A 12,766-nucleotide genomic window follows, 5' to 3' on the forward strand; every position below is an offset into this window, starting at 1 on the left:
TGGCCAAAGCAGTGGAACCCGCGCGGCAATTAATGCCGGACACGATCAGCAGGGCGAACCTGCTCTCGCGCCCCTTTTTCGAAGACAAGGTGCGCGCCTTCTGGATGCTTCAGGCAGCGGGATGGAGCGGGTATCTGCTGCTGCGCACCGTTTCGAGCATTTCCAACGAACTGTCGGTCGAGCGGATCATCACTGCGATCATCGAATCGATCGTCGGCTATTGCCTGACGCTGCTGCTCTCGACGCTGTACGGCACGTACCGGCGGATGCCGCGGATCACCGGCATCCTGCTCACGCTGGGCACGCTCGCGGCGGCGACGGTGATCTATGCCGTGCTCGACGCGTTCACCGTGTCATTCATAAAAATGGCAGAACCTGGTATCAGCGTCTCGCTGGTGCTCGCCGCACTGTTCCTGAACTTCACGGTGCTCGCGGGCTGGTCGGCGCTGTATTTCGGGATCAACTTCTACCTGATTGTCGAACAGCAGATCGACCAGATGCAGGTTCTTGAGAACCAGGCCAGCCATGCGCAACTGGCGATGCTGCGCTATCAGCTAAACCCGCACTTCCTGTTCAACACACTCAACTCGATTTCGACACTGGTGTTGCTGAAGCAGACCGAGCGGGCGAATGTGATGTTAAGCCGGCTTTCTTCGTTTCTGCGCTACACGCTCGCCAACGAACCCACCGCGCATGTGACGTTGGCGCAGGAAGTGGAGACGTTGAAGCTGTATCTGGAAATCGAGAAGATGCGCTTCGATGAGCGCATGCGGCCGCATTTCGACATCGATCCGCGGGTCGTGAAGGCGCGGCTGCCTTCGCTGCTGCTCCAGCCGCTGGTGGAGAATGCGATCAAATATGCCGTCACGCCCCAAGAAGAGGGTGCTGACATCACCATCACGGCTCGGCTCACCGGAGAACGGGTGCAGATCGCCGTGTCCGACACCGGACCTGGATTGATTGAAGCGAAGCCAAGGCCGACGCTTTCAACTGGCGTGGGGCTCGCCAATATTCGGGAGCGGTTGGTTCAGGCTTACGGGCCTGACCATCGGTTCGATGCGCGTACGAACCCTGGGGAAGGGTTCAGCGTTGAGATCGAAATACCGTTCCAGCTTGAGGAACCCAATCGAGAGGCCGCATGACCATCCGTACCATCCTCGTCGACGACGAATCCCTGGCGATCCAGGGGCTCGAGCTGCGGCTCCAGGAACACGAGGATGTCGAGATTATCGACAAATGCTCCAATGGCCGCGAGGCCATCCGTTCCATCAAGACGCACAAACCCGACCTCGTCTTCCTTGATATACAAATGCCCGGCTTCGACGGATTTTCCGTCGTGCAGGGGCTGATGGAGGTCGAGCCGCCACTGTTCGTCTTCGTCACCGCTTATAGCGACCACGCGATCCGTGCCTTTGAAGCCCAGGCGATGGATTACCTTATGAAGCCGGTAGAGCCTTCACGGCTTGCCGACACGCTCGACCGAGTGCGTCAGCGCCTGGCAGAGAAGCGCGGCGTGGAGGAAGTCGACCGGCTGAAGGAAGTGCTGGCCGAAGTGGCGCCTGACGCAGTGGACGATAGGGGCGCAGCCGATGGCAGCACCGAGATGGCCTCCAGCCGCTTCGAGAAGCTGATCAACATCAAGGACCGCGGCCAGATTTTCCGGGTTGACGTCGACACGATCGAACGGATCGACGCGGCGGGCGATTACATGTGCATCTACACCGGCGACAACACGCTGATCCTGCGCGAAACGATGAAGGATCTGGAGAAGCGCCTCGACCCGCGCCGGTTCCAGCGCGTCCATCGCTCGACGATCGTCAACCTGGACCTGGTGAAGCAGGTCAAGCCGCACACCAATGGCGAATGCTTCCTGGTGCTCGATTCGGGTGCGCAGGTGAAGGTCAGCCGCTCATACCGCGACGTGGTGGCGCGCTTCGTTCACTAACCGCTCGGTACCGTCACCCCGGCCCTGTGCGGGGGTGACGGTCTAGCAAGGCTCAGCCTTCGGCTTCGCCCTGAGCAGCATCCTTCGAAGCACCCTCTGCGGGGCGTTCGAACCATGCTTCAACCGGGCCGACCAGCTTGATCGTCAGCGGCTGGCCCTTGCGGTCGACCTTCTTGCCCAAACCCACGCGGATCCAGCCTTCGGAGATGCTGTACTCCTCGACGTCGTGGCGCTGCTGGCCCTTGAAACGGATACCGATACCGCGTTCCAAAACCTGCTGGTCGAAATGCGGGCTGCGCGGATTGACCGAAAGGCGGTCGGGAGGAGTGTCGCTCATGACCTCGCCTTTGCCGTCATTGACGCACGCTTTCAAGGTAACGGTGCAAGGCCGACACCACCACCGATCCTTCACCAACACCCGACGCCACGCGCTTGATCGATCCGGCGCGCACGTCCCCGACCGCGAATATGCCGGGACGGGACGAGCAAAACAGGGTGTGTCCCTCACTCGTCTGCACGAACCCAGCAGGGTCCAGGTCGACGCAGCCATTCATCCAGTCGGTATTCGGCTCCGCACCGATCATCACGAACAGCGCGCCGACCTCATGCCGTTCGGACGCGCTGCTCTGGCGATTGGTCCAGCGCAGGGCGCGCAGATGCCCTTCCCCCTCCAGCTCGGTGACTTCGGTAAAGGGGTGCAGCGTGATGCGGTCGGACGCTTCGATCCGCTCGATCAGGTAACTCGACATGGTCGCGGCAAGCCCCGCCCCGCGCACCAGAATATGGACATGGCCAGCGGTGCGTGACAGGAAGATCGCCGCCTGGCCCGCCGAGTTGCCGCCGCCGACGACGACCACCTCTTGCGAGGCGCAAAGCCCAGCCTCCATGGCCGTGGCGGCATAATAGATGCCGTTGCCCTCCAGCTCGGCGTAGAACGGGAGGTCGAGCGTGCGGTAGCGGGCGCCGGTCGCCACCACCACTGCACGCGCCTGGATACTGGCGCCGTCGTCCAAATGCAGGCGGAAAGGCTGTACGTCGCAGTCAATTGCCGACACCGATCGCGACACGAGCAGCCGCGCGCCGAACTTCTGCGCCTGGACCTGCGCGCGGCCGGCCAGTGCCTGACCTGAGATTCCAGTAGGGAAGCCGAGGTAATTCTCGATCTTGGAGCTGGTTCCCGCTTGGCCACCGGGCGCCACCGATTCGATTACGATCGTATCCAGCCCCTCCGAAGCAGCGTACACCGCCGTCGCCAGCCCGGCTGGGCCGGCACCGACCACCGCCACGTCATGAACATGGTCGGGGTCAATCGCTACGGTGAGACCCAGCGCGTCGGCAAGCTGCGCATTGGAGGGCCGGCGCAATACGCGCCCATCTGCGACCACCACTGGCAGATCGGCATGGCTCAGCGAGAAGCATTCGAGAAACCCGGCGGCGTCGGCATCCTGTTCGGTGTCGATCCGGCGGTGCGGCAGCGCGTTACGGGTCAGGAACGTCTCAAGCCGCGCGGTGTCGGCCATGTGGCCGGGGCCCACCAGTGCCACTCCGGCTTCGCCGTGCAGCAACATGCCCACGCGGCGCAGGATGAATGCCCGCATCACGATCTCACCAATGTCGGGCTCGGCAGTGATCAGCCGCCGGAAATCGGCGCGGCCCACGCGGATCACCCGCGTGCCCGGCAGCGCCCGTGCACTGACTAGTATGGTGCGGTCGTTGAACAAGTCGAGTTCACCGGTGAACTGGCCGGGCACGTGCTGGTGCACGATATGCTCGATGCCCTTCACGTCGCGGTCGAGAATTTCGATCCCCCCTTCCAAGCACAGGAAGAAGTCCACGCTGCGGTCGCCCCGCCGGAACAGAAAGGCGCCGCCGGCCACTATCTCGTCGACGCCGAAACGCCCTATTCGATCGGTCATCTCAGCCGAAAGGATTGGAAAGGTCTGCGCCGCCCGCGCATACGGGTCGGCGGCGTCGACGGGCTTGGCAGGCGAATCGCTATGCATGGCCCTAGTGTAGCTGCACATCCCTGCAAACGAAGAGGGCGGCGCGAGCCAGAGCCCGTGCCGCCCCATTCATGCGTCAGCTTGCCGGTTCAGCGGCAGTAGCGCACCGCCACCGGGTGGCCGAGATAAGGATCGTACATCCGGCGCACGCGGCAGCGGTCCCAGCCGCGATAGCGGCGATAGTGATCGCGATAATAGTAACCGTCGACCGGGTAATAGCCGCGCGTGCGGTAGAAGCGCCGGTCGTAGTCATAGCGACGATCATACCGGCTGCCGCTGGCCAGCGCCGCGCCGATCGCCAGGCCCGCGATGCCCGCCACCACCGCAGCGCCATTGTCGCGATCACGATAATAGCGGCGATAGCGCTGCGCCTCCGCGGCGGGAGCGACGGCGGTGAGGACGGTCGCGCCGAGAACGCTGCCGAGCACCGCCTTCTTTACGAAATTGGTCATCATTGCCTCCTTCAACCAGGCGCAGCCACGCCAAGGAGGAGGCCGCGCCGATAGCTGCAGGCATAACGCCGGGCACCTGAACCGGTTCGAAATCAACTGTTCAGCCGAAGTTTAGCCGGTTAACGGCAGCGCCATGGCGTATTGGCTCCTCCGCTCCGAACCCGATGCTTATGGCTGGGACGATCTGGTCCGCGACGGCGCGACCGAGTGGAACGGAGTGCGCAACTACACCGCGCGCAATTTCCTGAAGGACATGCAGCCAGGGGACCAAGCGATCTTTTACCATTCCAACATCCAAAAGGCGGCAGTGGGCATCATGGAGATCACCCGAGCCTGGCAGCCCGACGGCGATGACGGCAAATGGGCCAGCGTTGCGGTGAAGCCGCTCGCCAAGCTCGCCAACCCGGTCCCGCTGCCCGATATAAAGGCCGAGCCGCGCCTGGCGACGCTCGAAATGCTGCGCCAGTCGCGCCTGTCGGTCACGCCCGTGCGACCCGAGGAGTGGCAGGTGCTGTTGGAGATGGCCGAACGGTAAAGCGACCAAGCGTTCACGGCACCCTGGGCGCGGCTACCACGACGGGATCGTCGAGCGGGATCGCCACTCGCTTCGACTTATCGGGCTTTTTGGCTAAGTTGCGCTTCACCGCGCCGCCAATGTCGGACACCAAGGCGACCGGATCACGCCCTTCTCCAGGGGTCTCGCAGCAACTGTCGGGATCGATCAGCTTGCCGATACCGCGGATCAGCATCGTTCCGCCGCCGAGCAGGTCTATCCCCGTCGTGCAGCCTCCCGACCGCGTGGCACAAGGCGCGTTGGTCAAGGCCAGTGCGCCTGCCCCGCTTATATCGGGGTTACCTGGCATCGGACGGTCGGGCGGTCCTCGCTCGGCGGGCAGCGGCAGCCGCGCGCTTTGCGACCCGTCACGCTGACCGCACACCAACACCTCGTCAGGCCGTAGGGGGCGCCCCGCACAAGGGTCCGCAAGGATCGACCAGCGCTGGCTACCGCCCGGCGTTGTTTCGACCCCCGCACGCGGCGCATCCTGGGCCATGGCCAGTCCCAGCATCAAGGCAAGAAGCATCCGCCACCTCCGAATTGTCCACCCAAGCCAATCATGGCTGCGCGGCAAAACCAAGGCAGGCGAATGCCAGAAGCGCTGGCGCGCTGGCATGTCTTCAAAGGCAGTCGCGCTACCGACTTCTCACAGGCAGGCGCAGACCGATGCAAGGCTGTCGTCGCGTTGGGGCCTTCCCAGGTGTAATCAGCGCTGCCATGCCTTCTGCATGACCGGCTATCTCAACGCCTGGCGCGGTCTCCCGCGCCGACAGCTTGCAATGCTTCTGACGCTCGCAATCGCCATCGTGCTCGCCAATGTTCACCAACCTTACCCGGAGATTGCACCACTCCAGCACGTGCCTACCCTGGTGTTGGTACTTGCCGCGCCACTGCTGCTAAATCGCTGCCCCTTATCGAACCAGGCGGTTGGAATGCTGCTGATCTTCTGGCTGCTTCATACGCTTGGAGGCCGATACACGTATTCAAACGTGCCCTATGACGCGTGGATGCAATCGCTATCCGGGTTCACGTTCAGCGGCGTGTTCGGGCTGACGCGCAACGGGTACGACCGCCTGGTGCATCTGGCGTTCGGGCTGCTTTGGGTATTGCCCATCGCCGAGACCGCGCGAGGGCGTGCGGAGCTGGGCTGGCGCGGCAGCTTGCTGGCGGCGATCTTCTTCGTCGGCACCATGAGCGCTCTATACGAGATCTTCGAGTGGATATTGACCCTCTACGCCTCGCCGGGGCTGGCGGACGATTATAACGGCCAGCAAGGCGACGTCTGGGATGCCCAAAAGGATATGGCCATAGCGATCGGCGGAGCGGCGGTCGCCGCAACATGGCACGCCGCTCGAGGGAACCGGCATGACCGGGGCAGCCACGGTATCGGCGCCGGGTAACGCGAACAGCCCCGAGCAGGCGTTCGCTGCCGTAGCTCGGCCTTCGGCGCCTCATGGTAGCGAGCAGGTTGGGTGGCGTTTATCGGGCGCAAAGCGGCTGACTGTCCGCAGCATCGGCGTTATCGGTGCGCGATGGCGAGGAAGAAGCGCTATTTGAGCGCGACCATGGCCGATGGCTATGTCAAGACGATCGGGCCGACGGCCGCCCCCTTTACGCATTTCTGGCGGATCGTTGCCCATCTTCAGAACGGCAAGACGGAAGTTTTCTGGGGGCATGCGAATTCGCTGAAGGAGGCCATCGGCAAAAAGGCCGCGACCGAGGAAGCGGCCAGGCAGCGCGGTTGGACGGCTTTCGAGTTCGAGGTCGTGAAGCTCACCGAGAGCTGAGGCCGAAGGCAGCGCAGGACAGGGAACGGAAACCGGCAACCGCACGCAGTGGCCCTCGCCAGCCCGCACACGGGCCTGATCGATGCAAGCGGCGCGGCCTTACAGCCCAAGCCGATCCAGCGCCGACGTCAGCTCTTCGTTCGTTTCCTCCGCATCTTTGGGGAGAAGGCGGTTCAGCGCGGTCTGCACCCGCTTCTGCGCGACCTGAAGCGTCTTGTGCCGCACCTCCCGCGTGGCGTTGGTCCGCCAGGACGGGCTTTCCCCCAGCAGCGCCGCCCATTTGGCTTCTTCCGCAGCGAGGATCGCCAGCGCCAGCCGCAGGCCATCGCGCTGGCCGCTCGCATAGTCGTCAGACATCAGGCACCCTCAAGCGTTACAGTCTCCACAACGCGATAGCCAATAAGCGGCGATTTGAAGAGATAAGGTTCACACGCGCTAACCGCGTCAGGGACTGAGCCATCGAAATATCATTGAACCAACGCCCACCATCAAGCGTCAAACCGGACCACTCACAAGGCGAGGATCATCCCATGCTGGTTCGCAAATTCGCAATCACCGACGCGCGGTTCGAGCGCTCGCCCGGGCAGGATGCCGACGTGTTCGCGGGCAATGTGATCGATCAGCGCGACGGCGCGCCGATCACCATCGGCTATGGCCGCTACGCCCCCGACCAGAGCATCGACGAGGCGATCGCCGTGGACGATGTGATGATCGTGCTTGAAGGCCGGCTGTCCGTGTCCTCGTACGCCGGTACGGTTACAGCCGGTCCGGGTGAGATCATCCATATGCCCAAGGGCCAGTCGGTCACGATCCGCTCGCACGAACAGGGCGCGGTTACCGCCTATGTCACCTACCCGCACTGGCAGGAGGCGAGCGCCTGACGCGCTGGTGGCAGCGCGAGCCACAAACGAAAAAGCGCCGGAGTTTCCCCCGGCGCCTTTCCTACCGCAAACTTCCCGGCTTTACGCCGCGCTCTTCGCCCGGCTGGCGCGCTTGCGCTCATTGGGGTCGAGGAAGCGCTTGCGCAGGCGGATCTTGGTCGGGGTGACTTCGACCATCTCGTCATCGTCGATATAGGCGATCGCCTGTTCCAGCGTCATCTTCTTCGGCGGGGTCAGGCGGACGGCATCGTCCTTGCCGCCCGACGCGCGGAAGTTGGTCAGCTGCTTCGCCTTCATCGGGTTGACCTCAAGGTCTTCCGTCTTGGCGTTCTCGCCGATGATCATGCCCTCATACAGCGCTTCGCCATGGCCGACGAACAGGATGCCGCGCTCTTCGAGCGGACCCAGCGCATAGGACTGCGCCTCGCCATTGCCGTTCGAGATCAGCACGCCGTTCTTGCGGCCTTCGATGTTGCCCTTGTGCGGGCCATACTTCTCGAAAAGGCGGTTCATAATGCCGGTGCCACGCGTGTCCGACAGGAACTCGCCATGATAGCCGATCATGCCGCGCGACGGCGCGGAGAAGGTGATGCGGGTCTTGCCGCCGCCCGAGGGACGCATGTCGGTCATCTCGGCCTTGCGCAGGTTCATCTTCTCGACGACCGTGCCCGAATATTCCTCGTCCACGTCGATGATGACGGTTTCATACGGCTCGGTCTTCTTGCCGTCCTCGTCCTCGCCGAACAGCACGCGCGGGCGGCTGATGCCCAGCTCGAAGCCTTCGCGGCGCATCGTTTCGATCAGCACGCCGAGCTGAAGCTCGCCGCGGCCGGCGACTTCGAAGCTGTCACGGTCCGACGCCTCGGTCACCTTCACGGCGACGTTCGATTCGGCTTCGCGGAACAGGCGGTCGCGGATCATGCGCGACGTCACCTTGGTGCCCTCACGGCCCGCCATCGGCGAATCGTTGACGGCGAAGCGCATCGACAGCGTGGGCGGATCGATCGGCTGCGCGTGCAGCGGCTCACTGACCGAGGGATCGCAGATCGTGTTCGACACGGTAGCGACCGCGAGGCCGGCGAGCGAGATGATGTCACCTGCCTTGGCTTCGTCGACCGGCACGCGCTCCAGGCCGCGGAACGAGAGGATCTTGGACGCGCGGCCAGTTTCAATGACCTTGCCATCGTTGTCCAGCGCGTGGATCGGCTGGTTGAGCTTCACCGTGCCCGAATTGACGCGGCCGGTGAGGATACGGCCCAGGAAGTTGTCGCGGTCGAGCAGCGTCACCAGGAAAGTGAACGGCACGTCCTCCACTTCGACCTTCGGTGCCGGCACGTGGCTGACGATGGTCTCGAACATCGGGATCAGCGTGCCTTCGCGCGCATCCATGTCGGTCGAGGCGTAGCCGTTGCGGCCCGAGGCGTAGAGCACCGGGAAGTCGAGCTGCTCGTCATTGGCGTCCAAGGACACGAACAGGTCGAACACTTCGTCCAGCACTTCCTGGATACGCGCGTCAGCGCGGTCCACCTTGTTGACCACGACGATCGGCTTGAGGCCGAGCGCCAGCGCCTTGCCGGTCACGAACTTCGTCTGCGGCATCGCGCCTTCCGACGAGTCGACGAGCAGAACGACACCGTCCACCATCGAGAGGATCCGCTCCACTTCGCCGCCGAAATCGGCGTGGCCGGGCGTGTCGACGATGTTGATGCGGATCGACTCGTCGCTGCCCGGCGGAGTCCAGTCGACCGAAGTCGGCTTGGCGAGAATGGTGATCCCGCGCTCCTTTTCGAGATCGTTCGAGTCCATCGCACGCTCTTCGACGCGCTGGTTGTCGCGGAAGGTACCGGACTGACGGAAAAGCTGGTCGACGAGCGTGGTCTTGCCGTGATCGACGTGGGCAATGATCGCCACGTTACGAAGGTTCATGCGTGCTTCCTGGAAAGAGTTGGCGCGCCCTTACAGGAATTTGTGCGTCGCGGGAAGCCTGTGGGAAGTACCGGTTGGAAGGAACCAAGTTCGGGTCCCGCGCATCGAGGTCCACGCCATGGGATCACCGCGCCGGCCTGAGCCCCGCGCAGGAAAGGACAAGCAATGACAGAGCCGCTCAACATCCTGGTGATCCTAGGTTCGGTGCGCGAGGGGCGAATGGCCGAACCGGTAGGGCAGTGGGTGGTGGAGCAGGCGCGAGGACGCGACGACATCGCCTGCGAACTGGTCGACCTGAAGGAATGGGACCTACCCTATTACCCCTATGCCGATGCGCCGGCGAAGGGGAACTACACCGATCCGCTGCAACAGCGCTGGGCGGAAAAGATCGGGGGCGCGGACGGTTATATCCTGATCGCGCCCGAATATAATCACGGGCCACCCGCCGTGCTCAAGAACGCGCTCGACTTCGTCTATGCCGAGTGGAACCGCAAGCCGGTCACATGTGTCGGCTATGGCGGAAACGGCGGGGCCCGGGCGGTCGAGCAGCTGACGGGAATCGCGCGTGAGTTGCAGATGGCGCCACTCGAAGCCTCGGTCCACATCATGGGCGTGTGGGGCAAGGTGAAGGACCGGGTCTTCGCCGGCGACGAGAAGGACCTGAAGTGGCTGGGGCACGCGTTCGACGAGATCGCCTGGTGGGGCCGCGCGCTGAAGACGGCACGGGGTGGCTGACGGCCTGGCGGAGCGGCCGTGTCATATCTACATGACACACTTGGAACGCCGCCACATTGGCCGTATGACACGGGCCTCGACTTTGGAGGGATTGCATGGCGAGTGAGACTGCGGTGGCGGAACAGGGCCTGGTACTCACCCCGCCCGATCCCGTGCCTACCGTTGCGCCGGAGAAAGCCGCCGGCCTGGTGCCGGTGGACGAAGGCAAGAGGAGCGAGCTGGAAAAGCGCGTCGACGGCTTTATCGATGATCTGGTCGCACAGGACGTGAACTCGCCGGAGTTCGGCAAGCGCGTCGACGCGATCGCGGCGATGGGGCAAAAGGAAATCCGCGACGCCGCAGGGCAGTCCAACCGCTTCCTGGATCGCCCGATCAAGGCAATGGACGGCGAAAGCGGCGTGGGTGCCGACCTGATCGCATTGCGCCGGCAGGTCGAGGATCTCGACCCCAGCAAGAACGGCAAGCTGATCGGCGGCAAGGGCGGCTTCCTGGACCGTATCTTCGGATCGGGCGGGTTCAAGAAGTATTTCCACAAATACCAGTCGTCGCAGACTCACATCAACGCGATCCTCAAGAGCCTGGCCAATGGCAAGGACGAGCTGTTGATGGACAATGCCGCGATCGACACCGAGCGCGCGAACCTGTGGAACGCGATGGGCCGGCTGGAGCAGATGATCTATCTGTCCAAGGCTATGGATACCCGCCTGGAGGACAAGGCCAACGAGCTCGATCACACCGATCCGGCCAAGGCCAAGGCGATCCGCGAGACGGCGTTGTTCTACGTGCGCCAGCGCACGCAGGACCTGCTGACGCAGATGGCCGTGACGGTGCAGGGGTATCTGGCGCTAGACCTCGTCAAAAAGAACAATGTCGAGCTGGTGAAGGGCGTCGACCGCGCATCGACCACCACCGTGTCGGCGCTCCGCACCGCGGTGACGGTTGCGCAGGCGCTGACCAACCAGAAGCTGGTGCTCGACCAGATCACCGCACTGAATTCGACCACCGCCGGGCTGATCGATTCGACCAGCAAGCTGCTCAAGAGCCAGTCGGCGGCGATCCACGAACAGGCGGCGAACTCGACGATCCCGGTCGAGACGCTGCAGCGCGCGTTCCAGAACATCTATGACACGATGGACGCGATCGACACGTTCAAGCTGAAGGCGCTCGACAGCATGAAGACGACGGTCAACACGCTGTCCAGCGAAGTCGAAAAGTCCAAGGGCTATATCGCCCGGGCCGAAGGCGCGACGCAGAACCAGCTCGCCGGCGCGTCTTCGGACACGTTCAAGCTGGAGGCGATGTAACCAGCCATGCCGACCGATGTCGATCGCCAGCTGGCCCAGGCTGACGCGCTGCTGGCGCGCACGCGCGACCGCTATGCTTCGGTATCCAAGCGCAGCCGGCAGCGGCGCGAGGCGGAGATCCTGCGGCGGGTGGGGCGCATCGCCCTGGCCGACGGGCTGATCATCGCCGTGGCGCTGGTGCTTGGTTTCGTGCTCCCGGCCGGCATCGGCATGTTCGGCGCGCTGCTGATGATGGCGCTGCTGATCGCCGCGACGGTGACGCTGGCGATCTTCCCGGGATCGGCGCCCCCCCGCGTCGAGCAGCTCACCCAGGTGCCGCTCAAGGCGCTGCCGCTCACCACCGAGCGATGGCTGGAGGCGCAGCGCCCCGCCCTGCCCGCGCCGGTGCGCGGCCTGGTGGACTCGATTGGCGTGAAATTGGAGATGCTGGCGCCGCAACTCGCGTTGCTGGACGAGCATGCGCCCGCCGCGGGCGAAGTGCGCAAGCTGGTCGGCGAGCAGCTGCCCGAGTTGCTCAAGGGCTATCAGCGCGTGCCGGAGCCACTGCGTGGGGTGGAGCGCAACGGGCTGACACCGGACCAGCAGCTGGCGCAGGGGCTGCAAGTGATTGACGATGAAATCGGCGAGATGTCGGCGCAATTGGCGCAGGGGGATCTGGACCTGCTGGCGACGCGCGGACGCTATCTGCAGATCAAGTATCGCGACGACGGGCTACCGGGCTAACGCGGTCCTTCATAGCAGGCATCGAAATCGCGGGCGAGTTGTCCCAGGCTCACCGCGCCGAAACGGGCGATCAACAGCGCTTCGGCTTCGTGAAGCGCGTCTTCCACTGCCTGGTTGACCAGCTTTTCGACCAGGCAATGCGGGGCGCCGCTTTCGTTCCCAATCGCGAAGATTTGCGGACCGCCGACGGCGCGATGCACGTCGAGCAGCGTGATCTTGTCGAGGTCGCAGGCGAGCACCCAGCCGCCGCCATGCCCCTTTTCCGAGCGGACATAACCAGCGTTCCGCAGCCCCGCCATCGTCCGGCGTACCACCACCGGATTGGTCCGCAGCATCCCTGCGATCATGTCGGACGTCATCGGTCCGTCATGTCGCGCCATGTGCAGCAACACGTGAAGCATGCGGGAAAGGCGGCTGTCGCGGCGCATCGCCGGACCTTCGGGCGCGCATCGCC

General features: G+C 63.9%; 16 protein-coding genes. 9 read left to right on the top strand and 7 right to left on the bottom strand.

Annotated elements, in window-relative coordinates; all coding sequences use genetic code 11:
* Nucleotides 1-32 precede the first annotated feature (32 nt).
* A complete protein-coding gene (locus FHT02_RS14545; RefSeq protein ID WP_184089189.1) occupies nt 33-1,142 on the top strand; it encodes a sensor histidine kinase in 1,110 nt (369 codons plus the stop codon).
* Nucleotides 1,139-1,945, top strand: coding sequence for a LytR/AlgR family response regulator transcription factor (locus FHT02_RS14550; protein ID WP_184089028.1), 807 nt, complete (start codon nt 1,139-1,141; stop codon nt 1,943-1,945). The genes FHT02_RS14545 and FHT02_RS14550 overlap by 4 nt, the downstream gene beginning before the upstream one ends.
* A gap of 52 nt (nt 1,946-1,997) precedes the next feature.
* Here FHT02_RS14550 and FHT02_RS14555 read toward each other — a convergent pair whose 3' ends face one another.
* The 3 genes from FHT02_RS14555 to FHT02_RS14565 all read right to left on the bottom strand — a co-directional run bounded on the left by FHT02_RS14555 (nt 1,998) and on the right by FHT02_RS14565 (nt 4,400).
* Nucleotides 1,998-2,282 (bottom strand): DUF3297 family protein, encoded by a 285-nt coding sequence (locus FHT02_RS14555; protein ID WP_184089032.1) that lies wholly within the window; start codon nt 2,280-2,282, stop codon nt 1,998-2,000.
* A 16-nt stretch (nt 2,283-2,298) separates the two neighbouring features.
* Entirely contained in the window at nt 2,299-3,948 is a 1,650-nt protein-coding gene (locus FHT02_RS14560) for an FAD-dependent oxidoreductase (RefSeq protein WP_184089035.1), read from the bottom strand.
* 89 nt (nt 3,949-4,037) lie between these two features.
* The gene (locus tag FHT02_RS14565) at nt 4,038-4,400 is read right to left on the bottom strand and encodes a hypothetical protein (protein ID WP_184089038.1); all 363 of its coding nucleotides are present in this window, start codon (nt 4,398-4,400) and stop codon (nt 4,038-4,040) included.
* Nucleotides 4,401-4,533: 133 nt separating this feature from the next.
* Between FHT02_RS14565 and FHT02_RS14570 the strand changes: the two genes are divergently transcribed.
* Nucleotides 4,534-4,935 carry an EVE domain-containing protein gene (locus FHT02_RS14570; RefSeq protein ID WP_184089041.1) on the top strand — a complete coding sequence of 134 codons (402 nt, stop codon included), beginning with the start codon at nt 4,534-4,536 and terminating at the stop codon, nt 4,933-4,935.
* 13 nt (nt 4,936-4,948) lie between these two features.
* On the opposite strand, the gene FHT02_RS14575 is transcribed toward FHT02_RS14570, so the two are convergent.
* Nucleotides 4,949-5,467 carry a hypothetical protein gene (locus tag FHT02_RS14575; protein ID WP_221239498.1) on the bottom strand — a complete coding sequence of 173 codons (519 nt, stop codon included), beginning with the start codon at nt 5,465-5,467 and terminating at the stop codon, nt 4,949-4,951.
* Here FHT02_RS14575 and FHT02_RS14580 point away from each other — a divergent pair.
* Both FHT02_RS14580 and FHT02_RS14585 read left to right on the top strand, forming a co-directional pair.
* Nucleotides 5,451-6,356 carry a DUF2238 domain-containing protein gene (locus FHT02_RS14580; protein ID WP_246352419.1) on the top strand — a complete coding sequence of 302 codons (906 nt, stop codon included), beginning with the start codon at nt 5,451-5,453 and terminating at the stop codon, nt 6,354-6,356. The genes FHT02_RS14575 and FHT02_RS14580 overlap by 17 nt on opposite strands.
* Nucleotides 6,357-6,488: 132 nt before the next feature.
* Nucleotides 6,489-6,743, top strand: a complete 255-nt coding sequence (locus FHT02_RS14585; protein ID WP_184089192.1) for a hypothetical protein — start codon at nt 6,489-6,491, stop codon at nt 6,741-6,743.
* A 99-nt stretch (nt 6,744-6,842) separates the two neighbouring features.
* On the opposite strand, the gene FHT02_RS14590 is transcribed toward FHT02_RS14585, so the two are convergent.
* Nucleotides 6,843-7,100 carry a hypothetical protein gene (locus tag FHT02_RS14590; RefSeq protein ID WP_184089051.1) on the bottom strand — a complete coding sequence of 86 codons (258 nt, stop codon included), beginning with the start codon at nt 7,098-7,100 and terminating at the stop codon, nt 6,843-6,845.
* A gap of 173 nt (nt 7,101-7,273) precedes the next feature.
* On the opposite strand from FHT02_RS14590, the gene FHT02_RS14595 reads away from it, so the two are divergent.
* Nucleotides 7,274-7,624, top strand: a complete 351-nt coding sequence (locus tag FHT02_RS14595; RefSeq protein ID WP_184089054.1) for an ethanolamine utilization protein — start codon at nt 7,274-7,276, stop codon at nt 7,622-7,624.
* Nucleotides 7,625-7,705: 81 nt separating this feature from the next.
* Here FHT02_RS14595 and typA read toward each other — a convergent pair whose 3' ends face one another.
* Nucleotides 7,706-9,550 carry a translational GTPase TypA gene (gene typA, locus FHT02_RS14600; protein WP_184089057.1) on the bottom strand — a complete coding sequence of 615 codons (1,845 nt, stop codon included), beginning with the start codon at nt 9,548-9,550 and terminating at the stop codon, nt 7,706-7,708.
* Nucleotides 9,551-9,715: 165 nt separating this feature from the next.
* On the opposite strand from typA, the gene FHT02_RS14605 reads away from it, so the two are divergent.
* The 3 genes from FHT02_RS14605 to FHT02_RS14615 all read left to right on the top strand — a co-directional run bounded on the left by FHT02_RS14605 (nt 9,716) and on the right by FHT02_RS14615 (nt 12,312).
* Nucleotides 9,716-10,285: an NADPH-dependent FMN reductase gene (locus tag FHT02_RS14605; protein WP_184089060.1), complete on the top strand. Its 570-nt coding sequence runs from the start codon at nt 9,716-9,718 to the stop codon at nt 10,283-10,285.
* Between the two features lie 95 nt (nt 10,286-10,380).
* Entirely contained in the window at nt 10,381-11,589 is a 1,209-nt protein-coding gene (locus FHT02_RS14610; RefSeq protein ID WP_184089063.1) for a toxic anion resistance protein, read from the top strand.
* A 6-nt stretch (nt 11,590-11,595) separates the two neighbouring features.
* Complete coding sequence (locus FHT02_RS14615) at nt 11,596-12,312, top strand: hypothetical protein (protein ID WP_184089066.1); 717 nt, start codon at nt 11,596-11,598, stop codon at nt 12,310-12,312.
* Here the strand turns inward: FHT02_RS14615 and FHT02_RS14620 are convergent.
* The gene (locus FHT02_RS14620) at nt 12,309-12,740 is read right to left on the bottom strand and encodes an Rrf2 family transcriptional regulator (RefSeq protein ID WP_184089070.1); all 432 of its coding nucleotides are present in this window, start codon (nt 12,738-12,740) and stop codon (nt 12,309-12,311) included. The genes FHT02_RS14615 and FHT02_RS14620 overlap by 4 nt on opposite strands.
* Nucleotides 12,741-12,766 lie beyond the last annotated feature (26 nt).

Origin of the sequence: Sphingomonas xinjiangensis, assembly GCF_014199255.1 — a bacterium.
Taxonomy (GTDB): Bacteria; Pseudomonadota; Alphaproteobacteria; order Sphingomonadales; family Sphingomonadaceae; genus Sphingomonas; species Sphingomonas xinjiangensis.